Annotated in this window: 19 protein-coding genes; 4 read left to right on the forward strand and 15 right to left on the reverse strand. The window is 71.2% G+C overall.

The features are described from left to right. Positions 1-5: 5 nt before the first annotated feature. The 11 genes from ACTJK8_RS01160 to ACTJK8_RS01210 form a co-directional block, all read right to left on the reverse strand. Positions 6-452 carry a PTS sugar transporter subunit IIA gene (locus ACTJK8_RS01160; protein WP_024827811.1) on the reverse strand — a complete coding sequence of 149 codons (447 nt, stop codon included), beginning with the start codon at positions 450-452 and terminating at the stop codon, positions 6-8. 45 nt (positions 453-497) lie between these two features. Further along, positions 498-1,226, reverse strand: a complete 729-nt coding sequence (locus ACTJK8_RS01165) for a response regulator (protein ID WP_029358282.1) — start codon at positions 1,224-1,226, stop codon at positions 498-500. Beyond that, a complete protein-coding gene (locus ACTJK8_RS01170; protein WP_076729176.1) occupies positions 1,223-3,940 on the reverse strand; it encodes a sensor histidine kinase in 2,718 nt (905 codons plus the stop codon). The genes ACTJK8_RS01165 and ACTJK8_RS01170 overlap by 4 nt, the downstream gene beginning before the upstream one ends. Positions 3,941-3,961: 21 nt before the next feature. Further along, positions 3,962-4,567 (reverse strand): K(+)-transporting ATPase subunit C, encoded by a 606-nt coding sequence (locus tag ACTJK8_RS01175; protein ID WP_070998321.1) that lies wholly within the window; start codon positions 4,565-4,567, stop codon positions 3,962-3,964. Between the two features lie 22 nt (positions 4,568-4,589). Beyond that, positions 4,590-6,680: a potassium-transporting ATPase subunit KdpB gene (kdpB, locus tag ACTJK8_RS01180; protein ID WP_029358286.1), complete on the reverse strand. Its 2,091-nt coding sequence runs from the start codon at positions 6,678-6,680 to the stop codon at positions 4,590-4,592. Positions 6,681-6,783: 103 nt separating this feature from the next. Further along, positions 6,784-6,978, reverse strand: coding sequence for a hypothetical protein (locus ACTJK8_RS01185; RefSeq protein WP_024827806.1), 195 nt, complete (start codon positions 6,976-6,978; stop codon positions 6,784-6,786). A 1-nt stretch (position 6,979) separates the two neighbouring features. Continuing rightward, positions 6,980-8,695 carry a potassium-transporting ATPase subunit KdpA gene (kdpA, locus tag ACTJK8_RS01190; protein ID WP_012317233.1) on the reverse strand — a complete coding sequence of 572 codons (1,716 nt, stop codon included), beginning with the start codon at positions 8,693-8,695 and terminating at the stop codon, positions 6,980-6,982. Positions 8,696-8,716: 21 nt separating this feature from the next. Next, a complete protein-coding gene (locus ACTJK8_RS01195) occupies positions 8,717-8,806 on the reverse strand; it encodes a K(+)-transporting ATPase subunit F (protein WP_020091582.1) in 90 nt (29 codons plus the stop codon). Positions 8,807-8,817: 11 nt separating this feature from the next. Next, a complete protein-coding gene (locus ACTJK8_RS01200; protein WP_012317234.1) occupies positions 8,818-8,964 on the reverse strand; it encodes a hypothetical protein in 147 nt (48 codons plus the stop codon). A gap of 324 nt (positions 8,965-9,288) precedes the next feature. Further along, positions 9,289-9,429, reverse strand: a complete 141-nt coding sequence (locus ACTJK8_RS01205; RefSeq protein ID WP_012317235.1) for a hypothetical protein — start codon at positions 9,427-9,429, stop codon at positions 9,289-9,291. A gap of 373 nt (positions 9,430-9,802) precedes the next feature. Next, entirely contained in the window at positions 9,803-9,997 is a 195-nt protein-coding gene (locus ACTJK8_RS01210) for a hypothetical protein (protein WP_440761389.1), read from the reverse strand. A gap of 291 nt (positions 9,998-10,288) precedes the next feature. On the opposite strand from ACTJK8_RS01210, the gene ACTJK8_RS01215 reads away from it, so the two are divergent. The 4 genes from ACTJK8_RS01215 (at position 10,289) to ACTJK8_RS01230 (ending at position 15,291) form a co-directional block, all read left to right on the forward strand. Then, entirely contained in the window at positions 10,289-13,213 is a 2,925-nt protein-coding gene (locus ACTJK8_RS01215) for a response regulator (RefSeq protein WP_059408233.1), read from the forward strand. A gap of 49 nt (positions 13,214-13,262) precedes the next feature. Continuing rightward, positions 13,263-13,622, forward strand: a complete 360-nt coding sequence (locus ACTJK8_RS01220; RefSeq protein WP_024827802.1) for a response regulator — start codon at positions 13,263-13,265, stop codon at positions 13,620-13,622. Between the two features lie 33 nt (positions 13,623-13,655). Further along, on the forward strand, positions 13,656-14,711 hold the full coding sequence (locus ACTJK8_RS01225) for an adenylate/guanylate cyclase domain-containing protein (RefSeq protein WP_440761390.1): 1,056 nt from the start codon (positions 13,656-13,658) through the stop codon (positions 14,709-14,711). A gap of 97 nt (positions 14,712-14,808) precedes the next feature. Further along, positions 14,809-15,291, forward strand: a complete 483-nt coding sequence (locus ACTJK8_RS01230; protein WP_440761391.1) for a DUF1203 domain-containing protein — start codon at positions 14,809-14,811, stop codon at positions 15,289-15,291. Positions 15,292-15,336: 45 nt separating this feature from the next. Here the strand turns inward: ACTJK8_RS01230 and ACTJK8_RS01235 are convergent, their stop codons facing one another. The 4 genes from ACTJK8_RS01235 to ACTJK8_RS01250 form a co-directional block, all read right to left on the reverse strand. Then, positions 15,337-18,198, reverse strand: a complete 2,862-nt coding sequence (locus ACTJK8_RS01235; protein ID WP_024827801.1) for a putative bifunctional diguanylate cyclase/phosphodiesterase — start codon at positions 18,196-18,198, stop codon at positions 15,337-15,339. Further along, positions 18,195-19,004: a PstS family phosphate ABC transporter substrate-binding protein gene (locus ACTJK8_RS01240; protein WP_024827800.1), complete on the reverse strand. Its 810-nt coding sequence runs from the start codon at positions 19,002-19,004 to the stop codon at positions 18,195-18,197. Before ACTJK8_RS01240 ends, ACTJK8_RS01235 begins: the two co-directional genes overlap by 4 nt. 75 nt (positions 19,005-19,079) lie before the next feature. Continuing rightward, complete coding sequence (locus tag ACTJK8_RS01245; protein ID WP_029358298.1) at positions 19,080-20,117, reverse strand: 2Fe-2S iron-sulfur cluster-binding protein; 1,038 nt, start codon at positions 20,115-20,117, stop codon at positions 19,080-19,082. 14 nt (positions 20,118-20,131) lie between these two features. Beyond that, positions 20,132-21,904 carry an ethylbenzene dehydrogenase-related protein gene (locus ACTJK8_RS01250; protein ID WP_012317244.1) on the reverse strand — a complete coding sequence of 591 codons (1,773 nt, stop codon included), beginning with the start codon at positions 21,902-21,904 and terminating at the stop codon, positions 20,132-20,134. Positions 21,905-22,398: the final 494 nt, after the last annotated feature.

A 22,398-nucleotide genomic window follows, 5' to 3' on the forward strand; every position in this document is an offset into this window, starting at 1 on the left:
CGCCCCTAACGGCCCGTCGCGGCCGCGTGGAGCGCCGCCGCGTCCCGCGCGCCGCGCATCGCCGCAGCGGCCCCCGGGTCGCGCAGGCGCCGCGCCACGCAGGCCAGCGCGTTCAGCGTCTCGCCCTCGGCGGCGGTCGGGAGCAGGAGCAGAGCGACGAGGTCCACCGGCCGGTCGTCGACCGCATCGAACTCGATCGGGTCGCGGAGCCGGGCCAGGATCCCGTACGGGCGCGCGACAGCCTCGAGCCGCGCATGCGGCAGGGCGATGCCGTCGCCGATCCCGGTCGAGCCCAGGGTCTCGCGCCGGATCAGCGCCGAGAGGACCGTCTCCACGGCGAGGCCGAGGGCGCTGGCCGCGCGGCACGCCATCTCCTCGAGCAGCGCCTTCTTGCTGGCGGCGCGCAGGCCGACGAGTACGTCGGCGGGCGCGAGGATCCGATCCATCGTCATCGCGCGGGATCGCGGGCGCTGCGAAGCATCAACTCGTCCTCGGAATCAGTGGGCGGTCGCGCCGTCGGCGCCGCGGGAATGCGGGGCCGGCTCGTCGTCCGGCGCGCGCAGGCGGTAGCCGACGCCGGTCTCGGTCAGCAAGATCCGCGGCCGCTCGGGATCCGCCTCCAGCTTCTGGCGGAGCTGGCGCACGTAGACGCGCAGGTATTGCGGGTCGGACGAGGACGGCACGGAGCGCATCAGCTGCGCGTGGGTCAGCACCTTGCCGGCGTGCAGGACCAGGACGCGCAGGAAGTCGTACTCGCGCGGCGTGAGCTTCACCTCGGCCTCGTCGACCTTCACGATCCGGCGGACCAGATCGACCGACAGGTTGTCGACGCGGAAGATCGGCCGCTCGCCCCGCGCGGCGAGCTGGTGTCGCATGGCGGCCCGCAGGCGCGCCAGCAGCTCCGCCATGCCGAACGGCTTGGTCACGTAGTCGTTGGCGCCGAGATCGAGCGCCTCGACCTTGCCGCCCTCGTCGTCGCGGCTCGACAGGACGACCACGGGGAGGTCCGGATGGCTCGCCCGCACCGACCGCAGCAGGTCGTGGCCGCGCATGTCGGGCAGTCCGAGGTCGAGGATGACGAGATCCACCCCCTCGCGGCCGAGCAGCGCCAGGGCGGTTCGCGCATCGGGCGCCTCCAGGACGGCGTAGCCCTGGGTGGCCAGGCCCATGCGCAGGAGCTTGCGGATCGGCGGCTCGTCGTCGACGACCAGGACGGCGGGGCTCATGCGGCGATGTCCCTGGGTGCATTCCGGGCCGGAACCGGCAGGCTCACGGTGAAGCAGGCCCCGCCGCGGTCGCGGCGATTCTCGGCCGTGACGGTGCCGCCCATCGCCTCGACGAAGCCCCGGGAGATCGCGAGGCCCAGGCCGGTGCCGGCCCGGACCCGGTCGCCTTTCCGGACGCGGTAGAACTTGTCGAAGACCCGCTCGACATCGGCGTCGGGCAGGCCGTCGCCCTCGTCCAGCACGGCGATCCGGACCCGGTCGCCCGCGCGTCGCGCCCGGACCGTCACGGTCGAGCCCTCGGGCGCGTACTTGGCCGCGTTGTCGAGGAGGTTGACCAGGACCTGCTCGAACAGGACCGGGTCGAGCGCCAGGGCCGGCAGGTCGGCCTCGACCTCCACGGCCACGCGGTGGTCGGCCAGGATCTTCTGGGTGCGGCGCAGAGCGGTGTCGACCGTCTCGGCCACGTCCTGGGCGGAGAGGTTCGGCGCCACCGCGCCGGCTTCCAGCCGGGTCATGTCGAGGAGGTTGGCGATGAAGCGGTTGAGCCGCTCCGACTCCTCGATGATCGTCGCCAGCAGCTCCGCCTTGGCTTCGGCGGGAAGCGCCGCGTCGAGGTCGCGCAGCGTGCTGGCCGCGCCCAGCACCGAGGCGAGCGGCGTGCGCAGGTCGTGGCTGATCGAGGTGAGCAGCGCCTGCCGCAGGCGGTCGGTCTCGGCGGCGCGCTCGGCCCGGTCGAGATCCTCCACGAGCCGGACCCGCTCGATGGCGAGGGCGCCCATGTCGGCCAGGGCGTCGAGGAGGCGGCGGCCTTCCGGCGACAGGATCGGCCCGGTGCCGTCGGAATCGAGGCCGATCACCCCGATCGTGCCGCGCCCGGTCCGCATCGGCAGGAACAGGCGCTTGGCACCGGGCAGCGTGTCGGCGCCCCGGCCCGCGGGCCGGTCGTTGTCGAAGGCCCACTGCGCGGCCGCGAGGTCGGCCTCGTCGAGCATGTCCTCGGGCGGGTAGCCGGCCCTGACCGTCACGGCTTGGCCGTCGGGCAGCAGCAGGACGACGCGCACCTTCAGCATCGCGGCGACCTGGGCGCAGGTGGCCCAGAGCACGTCGTCGAGGGTGCCGCAGGCGGCGAGCTTCCGCGAGAAGCCGAACAGCCGCTCGGTCGCCCGCGCGCGGCCCTGGCTGACCACCGCCACGCGGCGCGCGCGCGAGGCGAGGTTCGAGACCAGGACGGCCACCAGGGTGAAGAGCAGGAAGGCCGCGACGTTGGTCGGGTCGGCGATGGTGAGCGTGTAGACCGGCGGCAGGAAGAAGAAGTTGTAGGCGAGCGAGGCCGCCACGACCGCGGCGAGCGCCGGCCCGAGACCCCAGCGCACCGCCACCGCCACGACGGCGGTGAGCAGGAACAGGTCGGCGTTCTCGACGCCCGCGTAGGGCTCCGCGACGATGGCCGCGCCGAGCCCCGCGGCGATCGCCGCCAGGGCGATCGCGTAGGGCCGCGCGTCGAATCCCGGCCGCGGCGCGGTCACCGCCACGGCGCGGCGCGGCGGCGTCTCGTCGGGGACGGCCTCGCCGGGGACGACGTGCACGCTGATGGCGCCGCTCCGCCGCACGAGGTCGTGCACCACCGAGCCGTTGAGCAGCTCGAACAGCCAGGACCGGTGCGCCTTGCCCACGACGATGTGGTTGACGTTGGCCGAGCGCGCGTAGTCGAGCACGTCGTCGGCGATCCGGCGCCCGCCGGGCAGGGTGACGGCGTCGCCGCCGAGCCGGTCGGCGAGCCGAAGGGCCTCGGCGATCCGGTCGCGCTCCGCCTCGCTCAGGGCCGCCGCCCGCGCGCCCTCGATGGAGAGCGCCGTCCAGGGGGCGTGCAGGCGGTCGGCCAGCCGCTTGGCGTAGCGCACCAGGCCGGAGGAGCGGGGATCCTCGTTCACGCAGACCAGCACGCGCTCGCCCGCCGCCCAGGGACCGGCGATGGCGTTGGCCCGCATGTGGCCGAGCAACTCGTCGTCGACCCGGTCGGCGGTGCGCCGGAGGGCCAGCTCGCGGAGCGCCGTCAGGTTACCGCGGGAGAAGTAGTGCTTGAGCGCGCGCTCGGCGTGGGTCGGGACGTAGACCTTACCGTCCTTCAGGCGCTGGATCAGGTCGTCGGGATTGAGGTCCACCACCTCGATGTCGTCGGCGCGGTCGAGGACGCCGTCCGGGACCGTCTCGCGCACCCGGATGCGGGTGATCGACGCGACCACGTCGTTGAGGCTCTCGACGTGCTGGATGTTGAGCGTCGTGAGCACGTCGATGCCGGCGTCGAGCAACTCCTCGACGTCCTGGTAGCGCTTCGGGTGGCGCGAGCCCGGGGCGTTGGTGTGCGCGAGCTCGTCGACCAGCGCGAGGGCCGGCCGGCGGGCGAGCAGGGCGTCGAGGTCCATCTCCTGGAGGACGGTGCCGTGATACGGCACCGACCGCCGGGGAACCGTCTCGAAGCCGTCGAGGAGGGCCTCCGTCTCGACCCGGCCGTGCGTCTCGACGACGCCGACCACGACGTCGATCCCCGCCTTGAGGCGCGCCCGGCCGATGGTCAGCATCTCGTAGGTCTTGCCGACGCCGGGGGCGGCCCCGAGGAACACCTTGAGACGGCCGCGCGTCCGCTCTTCCCGGCGCGCCGCTTCGAGCAGGGCGTCGGGCGAGGGGCGGGTCGGGTCGCGGCCGGTCTCGGGCATGATCCCTCTACTTAGCGCCGTTCAGCGACGGGCGAGATCGTCGACGGCGAGGTTCAGCGCCAGCACGTTGACGCGCGGCTCCCCCAGGATGCCCAGGGTGCGGCCCACGATGCGGGCGGTCACGAGGTCGCGCAGCTTGTCCTGCGGGATGTTGCGGGCCTTGGCGACGCGGGGAACCTGGAAGTAGGCGGCCTCGGGCGAGATGTCCGGGTCGAGGCCGGACCCGCTGGTCGTCACGAGATCGACGGGCACCGGGGCGCCCGGATTCTCGGCCTTCAAGGCCTCGACATCGGCCTTCACCCGCTCGGCCAACGCCGCGCTGGTCGGCCCGAGATTCGAGCCCGAGGAATTGGCCGCGTTGTAGGGCGCCGGCACCGTCTTCGAGGCGTCGGCGGGGTCCGGCGCCGTGGTCGCCGAAGGCCGGCCGTGGAAGTAGCCGGCACCGGTGAAGTTCTGGCCGATCAGGCTGGAGCCGATGACCGTGCCGTCGCGCTCGATCAGGCTGCCGGCGGCCTTGGCGGGGAAGATGGCGCCGGCGAGGCCGGTCATCGCGAGGGGATAGGCGAGGCCGGTGATCGCCGTCAGGGCGGTGAGCAGGACAAGGGCAGGGCGAAGCTGTTTCAGCATGGCGGGTCTCCGAGGGACCGGTTCAGACGAGGTGGAGGGCGCTGACGGCGAGGTCGATGGCCTTGATGCCCACGAAGGGCACGAGGACGCCCCCGAGGCCGTAGATCAGGAGGTTCCGGCGCAGCAGCGCGGCCGCGCCGACGGCCCGGTAGGTGACGCCGCGCAGGGCCAGCGGGATCAGCGCCACGATGATCAGCGCGTTGAAGATGATCGCCGACAGGATCGCGCTCTGCGGCGAGGCGAGGCCCATGATGTTGAGCGCCTGGAGCTGCGGGTAGAGCCCGAGGAACATCGCCGGGATGATGGCGAAGTACTTGGCCACGTCGTTGGCGATCGAGAAGGTCGTCAGCGCGCCGCGGGTCATCAGCAGCTGCTTGCCGATGCCGACGATCTCGATGAGCTTCGTCGGGTCGCTGTCGAGATCGACCATGTTGCCGGCCTCGCGGGCGGCCACCGTGCCGGTGTTCATGGCGACACCGACATCGGCCTGGGCCAGCGCTGGAGCGTCGTTGGTGCCGTCGCCGCACATGGCGACGAGCTTGCCGTCCGCCTGCTCCTTGCGGATCAGCGCGAGCTTGTCCTCAGGCGTGGCCTGGGCGAGGAAGTCGTCGACGCCGGCCTCGGCCGCGATCGCCGCCGCGGTCATCGGGTTGTCGCCGGTGATCATCACCGTGCGGATGCCCATCTGGCGCAGCTCGGCGAAGCGCTCGCGGATGCCGCCTTTCACGATGTCCTTCAGGTAGACGACGCCGAGCAGGCGGCCGTTTTTGGCGACGGCCAGCGGCGTGCCGCCGACCTTGGCGATCTCCTCGGCGATGGCGCGGGTCTCCTTGACGGCGGCCGTCTCCGGAGCCGGCTGAAAGGCCAGGGCGGCGCTCGAGCCCCGGCTCGCCACCGGCTGACCGGACAGCGACGCGATCACGGCGTCGACGGCGCCCTTGCGGATCGAGGCGCTCTCCAAGTCGACGCCCGACATCCGCGACTGTGCGGTGAACGGCACGAAGGTGGCGTTGAGCGCGGCCATGTCGCGGGCGCGGATGCCGTACTTCTCCTTGGCCAGCACCACGATCGAGCGGCCCTCCGGCGTCTCGTCGGCGAGCGAGGCGAGCTGCGCCGCGTCGCCGAGTTCCTGCGCGCTCACGCCGGAGACCGGACGGAACTCGGTGGCCTGCCGGTTGCCGAGCGTGATCGTGCCGGTCTTGTCGAGGAGGAGGGTGTCGACGTCGCCCGCCGCCTCGACGGCGCGGCCCGACATGGCGAGCACGTTGAAGCGGACCAGCCGGTCCATGCCGGCGATGCCGATCGCCGAGAGCAGCGCGCCGATCGTCGTGGGGATCAGGGTCACGAACAGCGCGACGAGGACGATCACCGGGATCGCGCCGCCCGCGTAGCTCGCGAAGCTCGGGATCGAGGCTACCGCGAAGACGAACACGATGGTGAGCCCGGCGAGCAGGATGTTCAGGGCGATCTCGTTCGGCGTCTTCTGTCGCGAGGCGCCCTCGACCAGCGCGATCATCCGGTCCACGAAGGTCGAGCCGGCCGCGGCGGTGATCCGGACCTTGATCTCGTCCGAGAGCACCTGCGTGCCGCCGGTCACCGCCGAGCGGTCGCCGCCGGATTCGCGGATCACTGGCGCGGATTCACCCGTGATGGCGGCCTCGTTCACGGAGGCCACGCCCTCGATCACTTCGCCGTCGGAGGGGATCAGGTCGCCGGCCTCGACCAGCACGACGTCGCCGACCTTGAGGGCGGTGCCCGGCACCGTCTCGTAGGCGCGGCCCGGTCCCTTGAGGCGCTTCGCCGTCATCTCGGTCCGGGTGCGCCGCAGGCTGTCGGCCTGGGCCTTGCCGCGCCCCTCCGCGAGGGCCTCGGCGAAGTTGGCGAAGATCAGGGTGAACCACAGCCAGAGGATGATCTGGCCGGAGAAGGCGAGATCGCTGCCGCCGGTGATGAGGTCGCGGGCGAACAGGATCGTGGTGAGCACCGCCACGACCTCGACCACGAACATGACCGGGTTGCGGATCATGGCGCGGGGATCGAGCTTCCCGACGGAGCCTATGAGGGCCGGCCCGATCAGGGCGGCACTGAACAGGGATGACGTCTGGCGAGACATGGAAAATGTCCGGAGGAGAGATGGAAGTGGGGCTGCCGTCCTCGCGGGCGGAGCGATGCGATCCAGGGCCGCGCTGCGCTCGCGAGGACGGTTGCGGAGGGGTTCAGCCCGCGACGCCGAGGGTCAGCGCGTAGGCCGCCAGCAGGGCGAAGCCGCCGAGGAGGACGACGCCGAGAAGCGCCAGCACGAGGTCCGACGTCCGCGGGGGCGGGGCTCCGGCACGGCCGGCGCGATGCGGCTGCCGGTGCAGCACGAGGTGGTGGCGCGCGACGCGCCGGGCGGGGAGGGCGCGCGGCATCTCAGCCCCCCGTCGCGAAGGTCTGGCCGGCGGCGCCCGCGAGGTGCTCGACCACGGGGCCCAGCGCCAGCGAGGGGAAGAAGGTCAGGCCGCCGATGATCAGGATCACCCCGACGAGCAGCCCGACGAACAGGCCGCCGTGGGTCGGGAACGTGCCTGCCGAGGCCGGGACCGTCTTCTTGGCGGCGAGCGAGCCCGCGATGGCGAGCACGGGGATCTTCACGAAGAACCGGCCGACCAGCATGCCGATGGCGAGCGTGCTGTTGTAGAACAGCGTGTTGGCCGTCAGCCCGCCGAAGGCCGAGCCGTTGTTGGCCGCCGCCGACGTGTAGGCGTAGAGGATCTCGGTGAAGCCGTGCGGGCCGGCATTGGCCGGGCCGGCGAGGCCCGCCGGCACCACCGTCGCCAGCGCCGTGAAGCCCAGCATCATCAGCGGCAGGCAGAGGATGCCGAGCATGGCCATCTTCACCTCCTTCGCCTCGATCTTCTTGCCGAGGTACTCGGGGGTGCGGCCGACCATCAGACCCGCCACGAAGATCGCCACGATCACGAAGATCAGCATGCCGTAGAGGCCGGCGCCGACGCCGCCGATGATGATCTCGCCGAGTTGCATGTTGAGCAGCGGGATCAGGCCGCCGAGCGCCGTGAACGAGTCGTGCATGGCGTTGACGGCACCGCAGGAGGCCGCCGTGGTGATCACCGCGAACAGCGCCGAGGCGGCGATGCCGAAGCGGGTCTCCTTGCCCTCCATGTTGCCGCCGGTCAGCCCGAAGCTGTTCAGGACGGAGCTTCCGTGGGCCTCGGCCCAGTAGGTGACGAGGACGCCCGCGAGGAACAGGATCCCCATGGCGCCGAGGATGGCCCAGCCCTGCCGCTCGTCGCCGACCATGCGGCCGAAGACGTTGGTGAGGGCGGCGCCGATCGCGAAGATCGAGACCATCTGGACGAGGTTCGACAGCGCGGTCGGATTCTCGAACGGGTGCGCGGCGTTGGCGTTGAAGAAGCCGCCACCGTTGGTGCCGAGCATCTTGATCGCCACCTGGCTCGCCACCGGTCCGAGCGCGATGGTCTGCTTGGCGCCTTCCAGCGTCGTGGCGTCGGCGTAGGCGCCGAGCGTCTGAGGTATGCCCTGCCAGACCAGGAACAGCGTGTAGGGCACGCAGATCGGCAGGAGGACGTAGAGGGTGGCGCGGGTCACATCGACCCAGAACGAGCCGATCGTGCCGGAGGACGCGCGCGCGAACCCGCGGATCAGCGCCACCGCCACCGCGATGCCGGTCGCCGCCGACAGGAAGTTCTGGTGCGTCAGACCCAGCATCTGGGACAGGTACGAGAGCGTGGTCTCGCCGCCGTAGGACTGCCAGTTCGTGTTGGTGATGAAGCTGGTCGACGTGTTGAAGGCGAGGTCCGGCGCCACCGCGGTCTGGTCGGCCGGGTTCAGCGGCAGCACCGCCTGCAGCCGCAGGATCGCGTAGAGGACCGCGAAGCCTAGCACGTGGAACAGGATGACCGCACCCGTGTAGGCCAGCCAGTGCTGCTCCTGGCGGTCATCGATGCCGGACACACGGTAGAGACCGCGCTCGATCGGTCCGAGCACGGGCGAGAGGAAGGTGCGCTCTCCGGTGAAGACGCGGGTCATGTACGACCCGAGGGGCTTCACGAGCGCCAGAACGATCGCGCCGTAGAGCGCGATCTGGATCCAGCCGTTGAGGGTCATGGGGGAGATCCTGCGGGCCGCTCAGAACCGCTCGGGGCGGACGAGGGCGTAGGTGAGGTAGACGAGGAGGCCGGCGGTCACGCAGGCGCCGAGGGCGAGGTCGAGGGTCATGGCGGCCTCTCTCACAGCCGGTCGCAGGCGGCCGCGTAGCCGGCCGCCGCGACGAAGAAGGCGAGCCCTCCGGCCAGGAAGACGATGTCGAGCATGGGGGTCAGGTCCGGTTCGGCGGACCGGCCGCGGAGGCTCCGCGACCGGGCTTGGCCGACCATCAGTGTCGCCGGGAACCGCGTTAGGGTTCGAGCGAGGACCGAGCCGGAACATATAAGGGTCGCGTTAGGATCGGGTGCGTCGGCCGAAGCTCGCCTGGAGGCCCGCGCAGGCTGCCGGAACGGTCAGCCAAGCCGCCCCCGGGCAGAGGGCGCGCCACCGGGCGCGGTCCAGGCGGATCACCCCGGCCTCTCGGCCGAGGATCCCGCCGTAACCGAGGCCGCAGACGCCGCAGCGTCCGGCGAGCGGCTCGATGGGGCAGGGCGAGGGTGACGCGTCGGCCGGCGACGCAGCGGCGCCGCGACAGGCGGGGCAGACTCCGGCGCTCACCGGACCTGCAGGGGTTCGAAGAGGTTCAGTGCGAGCAGCGCGAGGGACACGGCGGACCACCCGCCGAGCGCGACCACCATCAGCGCGAAGACGTGGTCGGCCCTGCACTCGGCGAGGATGTGGCGGACGATTCGCATGCGGAGGCTCCATCCGGGCTGTTGCCCGATGGCGTGACCACGTCCGCATCGGCCGTGAGGGACCAAGACGCGTGCGAGGCGTCCGGCATAGGGATGTCATCAGGACCGGGCGGCGGCGCGTCCGCAAGGCCCAGGAAGCTCGGGTCGAGCTCGTGCAGGAAGCAGGGCGGCGAGCTGTAGGCGCCGAAGTCCGGCTCGTCGCGGCTCGGCGACGCGGGGACACCCTCGGGCGCGCGGGTCGGGTCTGACGGCATGACGCGGTCCCTCCGGAAGCGTCCTGTCCGCGGCCGGCCGTCAGGCCGGGCGCCGCGTCGGACGCCGGATGTCGGACCCGGCCGCGACGCGGCCGGGCGCGGTTCTAGACCGTCGCGGCTTATGGCTGCTCGGTCGAGTTGAACACGACCTCGCCGGTCCGCTCGCAGACCACGCTGACCGAGGTCGCCCCGTTCTCGCGCTGCTGCACGGGGAGCTGCGCGAGCGCGTAGGCCGTCGCCGCCTCGAGATCGCACGGCCACAGTTTGGTGAAGCTCTCGCGCTTCCCGCGGCGAAAAGTGATTTTGTAAGCCATCGTTTCCTCCGTTTTCACGGAAGATACACCTTCTCGGCGTGCCGCCACGTCGCGCCGAGACATGGCACCGATGCGTTTCGGGCGGGAACGGCGGCGACATACGGGTAGATCGGTCAGAAACGGTCAACCCGTGACTGGAGCGGGACAGCAGTCTCCGTACAGCTTGATCCGCAAAATAGACCATGCGACGGTGCCGAATAATGAATTGCGCAGCCTCGGGCATCGCGCAGATCAGGCCTTCTAGGGCAGGGCGTCACGCCATGGCGCATCGGTGTCGGAGTGGTTCGAGTCATGTCCCACACGCCGGCCGGGTCACTTGACGGAGCGGGCCGGGCCGCGGACGCCGCCCCGGTCCGGAACGCCGGGCCGCTCGACGAGGTCGGGGTCGCCAAGCAGAAGCTCATCGAGGCGATCGAGTGCAGCTCCGAGGGCTTCGCACTGTTCGATTCGGACGATCGCCTCGTCATATGCAACGGGCACTTCCAGGATCTCCATCCCGGCCTGTCGACGATCATCGTGCCGGGCGTAGCTTTCGAGGCCATCGCCCGCGCCGTCGCCGAGACCTGCGTCGTTCGCCCGAACGGCATGACCGTCGAGGGCTGGCTTGCCGAGCGGATCGCCCACTACCGCGCGCCGGGAGGCCCGCTTCTCCAGCAGCGCGTCGACGGCCGCTGGGTCCAGGTCAACGAGCGCAAGACCAACGACGGCGGCGTCGTCGCCGTCTACACCGACGTGACCGAGATCAAGCGCGCCGAGCAGGTGCTCCAAGCGACGCAGGGGCGGCTGACCTACCTGCTCACCGCGTCCCCGTCGATGATCTGCAGCTTCGAGGTCGGCGGCAGGAACGCGCCGACCTTCATCAGCGAGAACGTGCGCGATCTCCTGGGCTACGAGCCGGGCGATTACCTGGCCGGGCCGGAATTCTGGCTGGAGCGGCTTCATCCCGACGACCGCGACCGCGTGCTCGCCGAGTTCCCGCGCCTGCTCGCCGACGGGCACAACGTCATCGAGTACCGGTTCCAGCACGCGAACGGCACCTATCGCTGGGTCCGGGACGAGCAGCGCCTCCTGCGGGATTTGGGCGGACAGCCCGTCGAGGTGGTCGAGTCCTGGAGCGACATCACCGAGCGCAAAGAAGCCGAGCTGGCGCTGCAGAAGCAGACCGCCTTCGTCGAGCTGCTCCAGGCCGCCGCCGCGGCCGCCAACGAGGCGCCGACGGTCGAGGACGCCCTGCGCTTCTGCCTCGAGCGCGTCGCGCAGCACGCCGGCTGGCCTGTCGGTCACGCCCATATCCTGGCCCGGGACGGGACGCGGACGCTGCTCCCGACCGGCATCTGGCACTGCGATCCCGGCGCGGATGTCGCGCGATTCCAGGCCGCCACGGCCGCCACGTTGCTGGCCGCCGGATCGGGCCTGGCCGGCCGCGTTCTCGTCTCGGGCGCGCCGGAATGGAGCGTCGGGGACCCGACGCTGGCCGCGGACCCGCGCGCGCCGGCGGCGGTCGAGCACGGCATCCGGGCGGGATTCGGCTTTCCGGTGACGGTGGGGCGCGACGTCGTCGCGGTGCTGGAGTTCTTCGCCCGCGACGCGTCCCCGCCGGACGCCTCGCTGCTCCGGGTCATGAGCAACATCGGCGCGCAGCTCGGCCGCGTGATCGAGCGCAAGCAGGCCGAGGAGAGCCTGCGTCAGGCGAAGGAGGCGGCCGAGGAGGCGAGCCGCGCCAAGAGCAGCTTCCTCGCCAACATGAGCCACGAGTTGCGGACCCCGCTCAACGCGATCATCGGCTTCACCCGGCTGGTGATGCGGCGGGCGAAGGATGTCCTGCCGGTCAAGCAGTTCGAGAATCTCGAGAAGATCCTGGCGAGTTCCGAGCACCTGCTCTCGCTGATCAACAGTATCCTCGACCTCGCCAAGGTCGAGGCGGGGCGCATGGAGGTGAAGCCCTCGGACTTCGCCCTGGAGCCGGTCCTCGACCTGTGCCTCCGCACCGTCGAGCCCCTCGTCAAGAACGAGGGCGTGCGCCTCGTCCGGGACGTCCGGGACCCGCCCCCGATGCTGCGCACGGACGAGGAGAAGCTGCGGCAGATCCTGATCAACCTGCTCAGCAACGCCATCAAGTTCACCGAGGCCGGATCGGTCACGCTCCGCGTCCGCTCGGTCGATGAGGGCATCGAGTTCGCCGTGATGGATACCGGCATCGGCATCCCGGCGGGCGCCCTGAGCGCGATCTTCGAGGAGTTCCATCAGGTCGACAACAGCGCGACCCGGTCCCACAGCGGCACCGGGCTCGGGCTCGCGATCAGCCACCGGCTCGCGCGCCTGCTCGGCGGCCGGATCGACGTCGAGAGCCGCGAGGGCGAGGGCTCGACCTTCACCCTCACCATCCCGCCGCGGATCGCCGGCGGCGCCGAGGCGCCGCCCCCGAAGCCGGCGCCCGCCACCGTCACCGCGCCGCGCTCGGGCGCCAAGGTCGTGCTGGCGATCGACGACGATCCCAACGTCGTCTACCTGCTGAAGGAGAATCTCGCCGATGCCGGCTACACGGTCGTCGGCGCGGCGAGCGGCCAGGAAGGTCTGACGAAGGCCCGGGAGCTGCAGCCGCGGGCGATCACACTCGACATCATGATGCCCGGCACCGACGGCTGGCAGGTGCTGCACGCGCTGAAGACCGATCCGCTGACCCGCGACATCCCGGTGGTGCTGATCTCGATCGTCGACCAGAAGGAGCTCGGCTTCCGGCTCGGCGCGACCGACTACATCGTGAAGCCGTTCGAGCGGGAGGCCCTGATCGGCGCCCTCGCGCGGATCGCCCCCGACAACGAGCGCGTCCTCGTGATCGACGACGATCCGAACGTGCCCGACCTCGTGCGCCAGCTGCTCGACTCGGAGCACTGCACCGTCGACTGGGTGGCCGACGGCGCGGCTGGCCTGGAGCGCATCGCGCAGGCCCGGCCGAGCGTCATCCTCCTCGACCTGCTCATGCCGCGGATGGACGGCCTGGCCTTCCTGGATGCCCTGCAGGCGGACCCCGCCGCCCGATCGATCCCTGTCGTGGTCCTGACCGCCGCGTCGCTTGATTCAGCCGATCGCGGCATGCTGCGGGAGCGTGTGCTCGGGCTGATCGACAAGGGCGGGCTCGACCGCGCCGCCCTGATTCGCGAGGTCCGCCGCGTGCTGCCGGTCCTGGAGACTGAGACCGCCGACGGTGGCCGATGAGGCTCGGGACAACCTGGGCGCGGCGGCCCGCAACGCCCGGGACCGGCCCATGAAGCGGATTCTCATCGTCGAGGACGTCGCGCTCAACCGCGATCTGCTGACCCAGTTGCTCGAGGACGAGTACGAGATCCTGATCGCCGTCGACGGGGCCGACGGCGTGGACATGGCGATCGCGCACCGGCCGGATCTCATCCTCATGGACCTGTCGCTGCCGCTCGTCGACGGCTGGGAGGCGACGCGCCGCATCAAGGCGAACGCGACCACCTCCGCCATTCCGGTGATGGCGATCACCGCCAACGCGATGTCCGGCGACGAGGACCGCGCGCGGGCTGCCGGCTGCGACGACTTCATGACCAAGCCCGTCGACGAGGACCTCCTCTTCGCCAAGCTGCAGCACTGGCTCGGCTGAGCGCGGCCGTCGCACGCCAGGAAGGGAGGACCCGTGGAGCCAGCCCGCATCCTCATCGTCGACGACGAGCCGTTCAACCTCGACCTGCTGGAGCAGGAGCTGGAGCTCCTCGGACATACCAGCGTGCGGGCCGCGAACGGGCGGGCAGCCCTCGACCGGCTGAGCGAGGAGCCGTTCGACCTCGTCCTGCTCGACGTGATGATGCCGGCCCTGGACGGCTACGCCGTGCTCGAGCGCATGAAAGCCCACGAGGCTTGGCGCCACACGCCCGTCGTGATGATCTCCGCCCTGATGGAGATCGGCAGCATTGTCCGGTGCATCGAGCTCGGCGCGTTCGACTACCTGCCGAAGCCCTTCGAGCCGGTGATCCTGGAGGCCCGCATCCGATCCTGCCTGGAGCGGAAGCGGGCGCATGACCGTGAAGTCGCGCATCTGCGGACCATCGAGCGCGAGCGCAAGCGCGCCGACGAGCTGCTCCACGCCATCCTGCCGGTCTCGGCGGTGGCGGAGCTGATGGAGACCGGGCAGGTCAAGCCGCGGCTGTTCGACGACGTCGCGGTCCTGTTCATCGACCTCGTCGGCTTCACCACGTGGTGCCACGACCAGGGCCCGGACGTCGTCGTCGCGGAGATCCAGCGCCTGGCGGAAGCCTTCGAAGTGGTCACGCAGGCGCGGGGCCTGGAGAACATCAAGACGATCGGCGACGCCTTCATGGCCACGGCCAACCTGCTGCGGCCCCACGACGACCCGGTCTCCGCCGCCATCCGCTGCGCCGCCGACATGGTGGCGATCGCCGCGGCGGGCGAGCCGGGCTGGCGGATCCGCGGCGGCATCCACATCGGGCCGGTGGTCGGCGGTATCGTCGGCCGGACGAAGTTCACCTTCGACCTGTGGGGCGACACCGTGAACGTCGCCGCGCGCCTCGCCGGCCTCGGCGACGGGTGCGCGCTGCACCTGTCGCGCGAGGCCTTCGACCGATTGGCCGATCCGCGCGACGTCCGGCCGATCGGCGCCGTGACGCTGAAGGGCAAGGGCGCGGTCGACGTGTACTGCCACGCCCTCGCGGCCGGCGACGCGGACCCGGCCTGAGACGGCCTCGGCGGCCGCGGAGCGTTCCGGATTGCGCAGCAAGAAGCGGGATGCGGCGGGCCGGGGCGGGGCCTAGGGCCCGTCCCGGAGGTGCACCATGACCCGTTTCCGATGCGTTCCGATCCCGACGGAGACCGCCGATCGCTTCCGCAGCGCCGGCCTGGACGACCGGGGCAACCCAATCCGGCGGGTCGCTGCGACGGCGGACGGAGGCTTTCCGTGCCGCCACTGCCTGCGACTCGGCCAGCCCGGCGAGTCCATGCTGCTCGGATCCTACGATCTGCCGGAGCCCCGCGGCATTTACTGGACCCCGAGCCCGATCTTCCTGCACGCGCGAGACTGCCCGCGCGCCGAGACGGTCGACGAACTCGCGCCGATCGTCCGCGCGAACGCGCTCGTGTCGGTTCGCGCCTACGACGCGGAGCATCTCTGTCTCTACGATCTCGGACAGGTCTGTGCCGGGAGCGAGGCCGAGGGTCCGCTCCGCCGCGCCCTCGCCGACCCGCGCACCCGGTTCGTCAACGTCCACACGGCCCGACCCGGGTGCCTGCTCGTGCGCGTGGAGCGCGTGCCCGGCTGACCGCGGTCCTCCGCGCCGTTCCGCGCAAGCCGTGCCTGCGCCCCGTCAGGCCGCGACGTGGAGATGCTGCTGCGCTGTGATGAAGGCGGCCACGCCGGCAGCCGGGATCGGCTTGCTCAGCAGGTAGCCCTGGACCTCCGAGAAGCCGCTCGCTCGCAGCCGGGCCAGCTGCTCGGGGGTCTCGACACCCTCGGCCGTCGTCGTGATCTTCAGGCTGCGGCCGAGTTCTGCCACGACGTGGACGATGGCCGCGGCCTCGTCCTTCTCGAGCAGGTTCCGGACGAAGGACTGGTCCAGCTTGATCTTGTCGAAGCGGAACGTGTTCAGCGAGCTGAGGGACGAGTAGCCGGTCCCGAAATCGTCCATCGAGAACCGCACGCCGAGGCGGCGCAGGCGGCTCAGCATGTCGAAACTCGCCTGATCCTGGCTCAGGATCACCGACTCGGTGATCTCCAGCTCGAGCCTGTGGCTCGGCAGCCGGGTCTTGCGCAGGACCTCCTCGACGAAGCGGTCGAGATTGCCCTCGCGGAACTGGATCGGCGAGATGTTGACGGCCACCCGCAGGGAGCCGGGCCACGTCATGGCATCCGCGCAGGCCCGCTCGAGCACGTAGGCGCCGAGGGCGTCGATCAGCCCCGTCGCCTCGGCGACCGGGATGAACTCGCCGGGCGAGATCATCCCGCGTTCCGGGTGATGCCACCGGGCCAGCGCCTCGAAGCTCGTCACCGCGTTCGTCGCCAGATCGAAGAGCGGTTGATAGTGCAGCTCGATCTGCGCGGTGCCGATCGCCAGCCGCAGCTCGCGTTCCAGCCAGCGCCGCTGGTTCTGGCGCTCCTCCATCTCCTGCTCGAAGACGCGGACGCGCCGACCGCCGTCGGCCTTGGCGGCGTAGAGGGCGACGTCGGCGCGCCGCAGGAGATCGTCGCCGTCGGCATCCTCCGTGCCGGAGACGGCGATGCCGAGGCTCCCGTCCACGGAAACGAACTGGCCAGCGAGGAAGAACGGCCGCCTGAGCTGGGTCAGGATCTGCTCGGCGAGGACGAGGACTCCGTCCGGCAGATCCGCCTCACAGAGGACCATCGCGAACTCGTCGCCGCCAAGGCGCGCCACCGTGCCGCCGGGCGGGCACAGGGCGGTGAGGCGACGCCCGACCTGCCGGAGAAGCTCGTCGCCGGCCGGATGCCCGAGGGTGTCGTTGATGCCCTTGAAGTCGTCGAGGTCGAGGCAGATCACCGTCACTGCCCGGCCGCCGCCCGCATGGTCCGCGAAGGCGGCCGCCAGACGCTCGGCCAGCAGGGCCCGGTTCGACAGGCCGGTCAGCGCGTCGTGGGTCGCGAGATGCGCGATCCGCGCCTGCGCGGTGACGCTCGCGGTGACGTCCTCGTGGGTCTCCACCCAGCCGCCATCGGCCATCGGCTCGACCGTGATCTCGACGCAGCGGCCGTCGGAGAGCGTCCGGGTGAGGGTCCGGCGGCTCGGCCCGCTCTCCGCGTCCGGCCAGTCCGCGAGACCGGCGAGCCGGCGAACCTCTGCCTGCGCCGGTTCGGTATCGAGCGCGCCCGGGGCGATGCCGTAGATCCGGCAGAACTGGGCATTGTAGACCTTGAGCCGGCCGTGACCCCCGAACATGCACAGGCCCTGGGACATGTTGTTCAGGGCCGCGTCGAACCGCTCGTTCTGCTCCTGGAGCTGCCGCTCGCGCTCCGTCAGGATCGTGTTCTGCCGGAACACGTCGTCGCGCAGCTGATCGCGCTCCGAGAGGGAGTGCTCGAGCACGACGACGGCGCGCGCGATATCGCCGACCTCGTCGGCGCGATCGGTATCCGGCACGCTCACGTGCCAGTTGCCGCGCGCGACCTCGGAGACCGTCTGGGTGATGCGCACCAGGGGTCGGGTGATCCGGCTCGACAGGAAGAGCAGGACGACCGCGACCAGGCACAGGGTCAGACCCGCCACGACGCTGAGCGTCCGCAGGAGCGAGCGCGAGCTCTCCTCGCCGATGCCCACCACCTTGCCGGTGAGCTGCTGCAGCTCCTTGAGCGGCGCCGCGACGCAGAGGCGAATGTCGGCAGGCTGGGCGATGCAGCGCGCCACCTTCTCGGCCCCCACCACGGCGTGAAGCTCAGCACCCGACGCGGGTCCGAGCTGGGCGTGGGAGACCTCCGCGCCCGCCGAGGAGAGCAGACTCTGGCCGGAGAGGATGAGGACGTCGCGTCCGCTGAGCGACGCGAAGGCCGTCAGGGTCGGCTCGTGCGGACGCAGGACCCGGTATCCGACGAGGCCGCCGATCACCTCGCCGAAATCGTCGAAGAGCGGCTGGCCGAAGATGTCGGCGACCGTGCCGCTCTCGTTCGCGGCGAGCGCGCGCGCCAGCGCGTCGTCCCAGCGCAGCGACAGCACGAACCCGTCCGCGCGCTCCCTATCGTTGCGGGCGAGCACCGCCCGGAGGGCCGTCGCGACGGGTGACGTCCCGAACGCCCCGTTGGCGGCGAGGAGATCCGCGTCGACGCGGTCGGCCGTCAGAGCGCGGAGATTGAGGTCGAAGGCGATGGCACCGTCGAGGTCCGCAAGCGCCAGCGCCGGCCGGAGCAGCTCCGAGGCCGCCACCGTGTTGCCGGAGAAGACCGCCTTGGCGACGTCCCAGCGCTTGGCCATGGTGGCGAAGCGCCGCTCGACGTCCTCGCGCTGCATCTGGAGCCGGGCGGCGGCGAGCTTGGCGTCGCTGAACAGGCGGTCGGAGAGCTGCGCCTCGGACCAAGTCGAGACCTCTCGCTCTTGCTCGCGGAGCGTCTGCCCGGAGCGCAGGACCACCAGGAAGACCAGGGCCGCCAGCGCGACCGCGGCCGTCGAGAGCGTCGCGCCGACGAGGCGCGCGCGCAGGGAACGCGAGAAGACGGTGCCCGTCACGGCCTGAGCGGGGCACCGCCCCGCTCCGCCATGACCTGACCCGCGCGATCGGACGTCGCGAAGGCGAGGAACGCGGATGCCGCGGCGTCGCGCGTGGCGGCCTTGTAGATCAGCGCGAGGGTCACGGCGCTCGGATAGGCCGGATCGCGCGGCGCCCTACCGTCGATCGTCAGCACTGTCAGATCGCCCGCGAGCGCCGGGGAGTACGGACCGAAGCCGATCGCGCCGGGCGTCTCGCGCACCGTGGCGATCGCGTCCTGGGTCGTGGTCGCGGTCTTGGAGCGGCTGGTCAGGACGAGGTCGCGCCAGCCCGGCATGGTCGCCCGAAGCACCGACAGCGTGCTGTCCGTCTCCTCGCGGCGGACGACGCGGATCTTGAGATCGGGTCCGCCGAGGGCGCTCCAATTGTCGGTCGTGCCCGCGAAGATGGCCGCGACCTGCGCGCTCGTCAGGTTCGTGACGCCGGCGCCCCGGTGGACGAAGATGGCCGAGGGGATGCGGGCGAGCGGCACCTCTACCAGGCCCTGGGCCTTCTCGGCCTCGGTGAGCGGGCGCGCCACCCGTCCGAGCCGCTGGCGCTCGCCGCCCACGGCCGCGACGGCGCCGCCGGAGCCGATGCTCGGAGGAACCGAGACGCGGGCGTCGCCGCCCTCGGCATTGTAGGCGGCCGCGACCGCCTGGAGCATCTCGATCCCGTCACCCGTGCCGACGATCGGGAGATCGTCCGCCCGGACGCCGCCCGACTGGGCGAGGAGGATGATTCCACCCGCGATGACGCGCCGAAGATTCGAGAATGACAGTGCCATGACCGGAGAATGCGCCTTGAGTGCTTAACTCGAGGTCACCGGATACCGTACATTGAAGGTGTGGTTGACGATCTGCTAGGCGACGGGCTCCGTTTTAGCGGTCCGATGGCCCGCCACGCGCTGCAGGAAGCGCTGCAGGAAATTCGTGTCGGACGGCGGGTTCTCCTCCGCGCCGCGCGCGGCCGCGTAGAAGGGATCGGCGTAGCAGGTCGCACCGGTGGCCGCGGCCAGGAATTGGACCGCTGCGACCATCTCCGGGGCGCCGGCCGCGAGGACGATGTCGTCCCGCGTGAGCATCGGCATGTGGAGGGTCGGTCGCCCCGCCCGGGCATCCGGAGGTGGGTTACTGCCGCTGCAGGTCAGGATCGTCGTTGCCCCGCGCTCGCGCAGCCAGTCGAGCGCCGGGCGCATGTAGAGGTTCTGCGGGTGCCGCGCGCCGGCCACGACGAGCAGCTCGCGCTCCGGCTCGCGCAGCCGGCTCGCGCGTGCGACCGCCCAGGCCGGCGCCCAACCGACGCCGGACGAGACGACGACGAGGCGACCGCGTCCGAGCCGGTGGAAGGCGGCCCCGAACGGACCCTCGACCTTCACCGCCGTTCCCGGTCCGACCTTGTTGCCGAGCAGCGGCGAGACCGCGCCGTCGGGCTGCCGGCGGATCTGGAAGATCAACTCGTTCAGTTCGCCCGATCCATCCGAGCGCAGGGTCGGGCTGTAGTCCCGTGCCGGCAGCCCGGCGAAGGAGACCCGGACATACTGGCCCGGCAGGTAGATCAGCCGCTTGCGCAGCGCGACCGTGACTTCGACGATCTCGGCGGTGAGATCGACCACGCGGTCCACAGTGCCGGCGCGCCGGACGGTCTCGGGAACCTCGTCGAACTCGATGACCGTGTCGCTGGTCAGGCGCGCCCGGCAGGCCTGCACGGTCTCGCCGATGCGCGTCCCCGCATCGTCCACCGAGCCCGAATGGATCCGGACGCGGCAGGTGTCGCACTGACCGGTGGCGCAGTCGTGCGGGATCGCGCGTCCGGCCGCCAGACCCGCGTCGAGCAGGGTCTGTCCCGCGACGGCGCTGACGCGCCGTCCGTTGATGATGAGGTCGACGCGATCGGCCATGGCGCGCTCTCGCCTCAGCGCAACAGGACTTCGACCGGCCGCATGTGCCGCGTGTGGCGGGTCTGCGTGTGATCGAAGGCCGAGACGTACAGGTAGAAGGTGTTGCCGGGCAGGAAATCGACGTCGTACTTGCTGCCGGTCGCGATCTTGCGGGAGGCGACCAGGGTCCAGTGGTCGTCGGCCCAGTCGGCTGCCGCCGAGATCCCGGCGCGATCCCCCGTATAGCCGTCGGTCATGAGGACGCCCGGCATGACGGTCCCGACCGGGATCTCCGCGTCTGCGGCCGCCGTGTACGGCACCGTGTCGGTCTTCTCGACCATCCACCATTCCGAGCCCGGCGAGGTGCTGGCGTCGAAGGCGAGATCCACGGTGCCGAGCTTGGCCACCGTCGCGCGCCAGTCCTTGGGAAGCCGCAGCGGCTCGACCGCGCCCGCGTAACCGCCGGGACCCTCGAACTTGAAGTTGTAGCGGTACGCGCTGGTGCCGGGATCGCCCCAGTAGCCGGCCTGGTAGCGGCCCTTCACGGCCCGCTCGGCGGCGGTCGGCTCGGTGGGCGGCCCGATATGCATGTCCTCGACGACGCCGAGCATGCCGCCCCGGGCCGCCTTCCACTGCCACATGTCGATGTAGCTGCCGTCCGTGGTGTAGTGGTAGCCGCGGCCGTTGAGCGGGGCGGGGGCGTCGGGCAGGGGCCGGGCGCCGAGATGGGTCGACCCGCCGCTGCCGAAGGCGTCGGATCGCGAGAAGATCACCGCCAGCTTGTCCTCGTAGTAGGCGGTCACGTCCGCGCGCGCGGCGTCCGCGTCGAGGAGGTGCCAGCCGTCCGCCTTCTTGATCATCGGGACGCGCTTCAGTGAGCGCGACGGATCCCACCAGCGGAAGGCGAAGTACACGTTCGCGTCGTCGCGGACCGCGCGGATCTCGACGGTCGTCTCGCCGGTCCCGCCGAAATTGGCGCCCTGCATCGTCCGGACCGAGACCGGCCGCGCCGTGCGCCAGACCGGGTCTTCGAGGAGCTTGGACAGGTCCGGTCCGGCCGACACCTTGTCGACGACGAGTGTGGAGCGGCCCTTCACGTCCGCGAAGGCCAGGCCGCCGACGACGGGGAGACCGATCACGGCGGCCGCCAGGAGCGGCCGCCGCCGCCGCGCCGCGCCGTCCGCCAGGGCCGCGGGACGGAACAACCGCAGGAGCTGCCAGAGCCCGCCGTACATGAAGTGCGCGAGGGTATGGACCGCGATGTAGGCCAGGGCCACCAGCGCGCAGGTGGCGTGCAGCCACACCACCCAGCCGCCGTAGCCCAGGTAGAGCGCGACCCCTGTGCCTGTCAGGATGAGCGTGACCGCGTAGATCAGCCAGTGCAGCGCGACGTTGATGCCGCCCCACCGGGCCTTCCGGGCCGCCTTCGTCCGCCCGCTGACGCGGAGGGCGCGGAGCCGCGAGAGGCCGTTGCGGTCGGTGAGACGCCCGCGCACGAGGTAGACGAGATAGGCCGTGATGCCGAAGAACAGGGTCAGGCCGGCCACGAAATGGACGGTCCAGACCTCTCCCTGCGGGAGCATCGGCGCCAGGAACTTCGCGGTCCGCGCCACGGGCGCGTCGGCCGAGATGCGCAGGCCGGTGAGCAGGCTCGCCACCATGGCGATAGCGACGATCCAGTGGATGACGATCGTCCCGACATCGGAGCGAGGATGCCGGTCGGCCCGCGCGGCGGGCGTGCTGCGCCAACCGGAGGCGGCGTCGGGTCCGCCGGGCGGGTGCGGCGAGAGGGTCAGCGGTTCCGACATTCGTTTCTCCGCACCGTCGCCGCAAATTGGACTCGCTACGTTAGAACTTTGTAAATCACGATGACGGCTCGCGGATATAGCCGAGCTTTGCAATCTTGAACTCTTGAGGAACATGCTTAACGGGCGCGATCGTCCGCGCGCGTCGGGCGGGCCCGCGGCGTTGCCGCCCCGCCGCAGCGCCGGCAGGACAAGGCGCGCCGACGGCGCACATCGTCAGACGAGGCCGATAGGCCTCGCTATCCGCGCGATAGCGGACCCGTACGCGGCAGCGGCCTCTTCTTCGTGGCCGTTTCGGAACGCGTTCTCCGAGGCCGCCCCCAACTCTGTCGTCGGATCAGTTGTCCCCTGATGGGTGGCGGACGGTCGCTCGCCGCTGCCCGCAACGGGCAGCGCGGCGGGTCTCGGTCCGCGCCACTTCAACATCGAGATCTGAACACGATCCGGCCCGCGAGGTCCTCTTGCAGGGCGGCTCCTCTCGTGCGGCCCGACCCGTT

This window comes from Methylobacterium sp. 22177 (assembly GCF_052045615.1).
Lineage (GTDB): Bacteria > Pseudomonadota > Alphaproteobacteria > Rhizobiales > Beijerinckiaceae > Methylobacterium > Methylobacterium radiotolerans.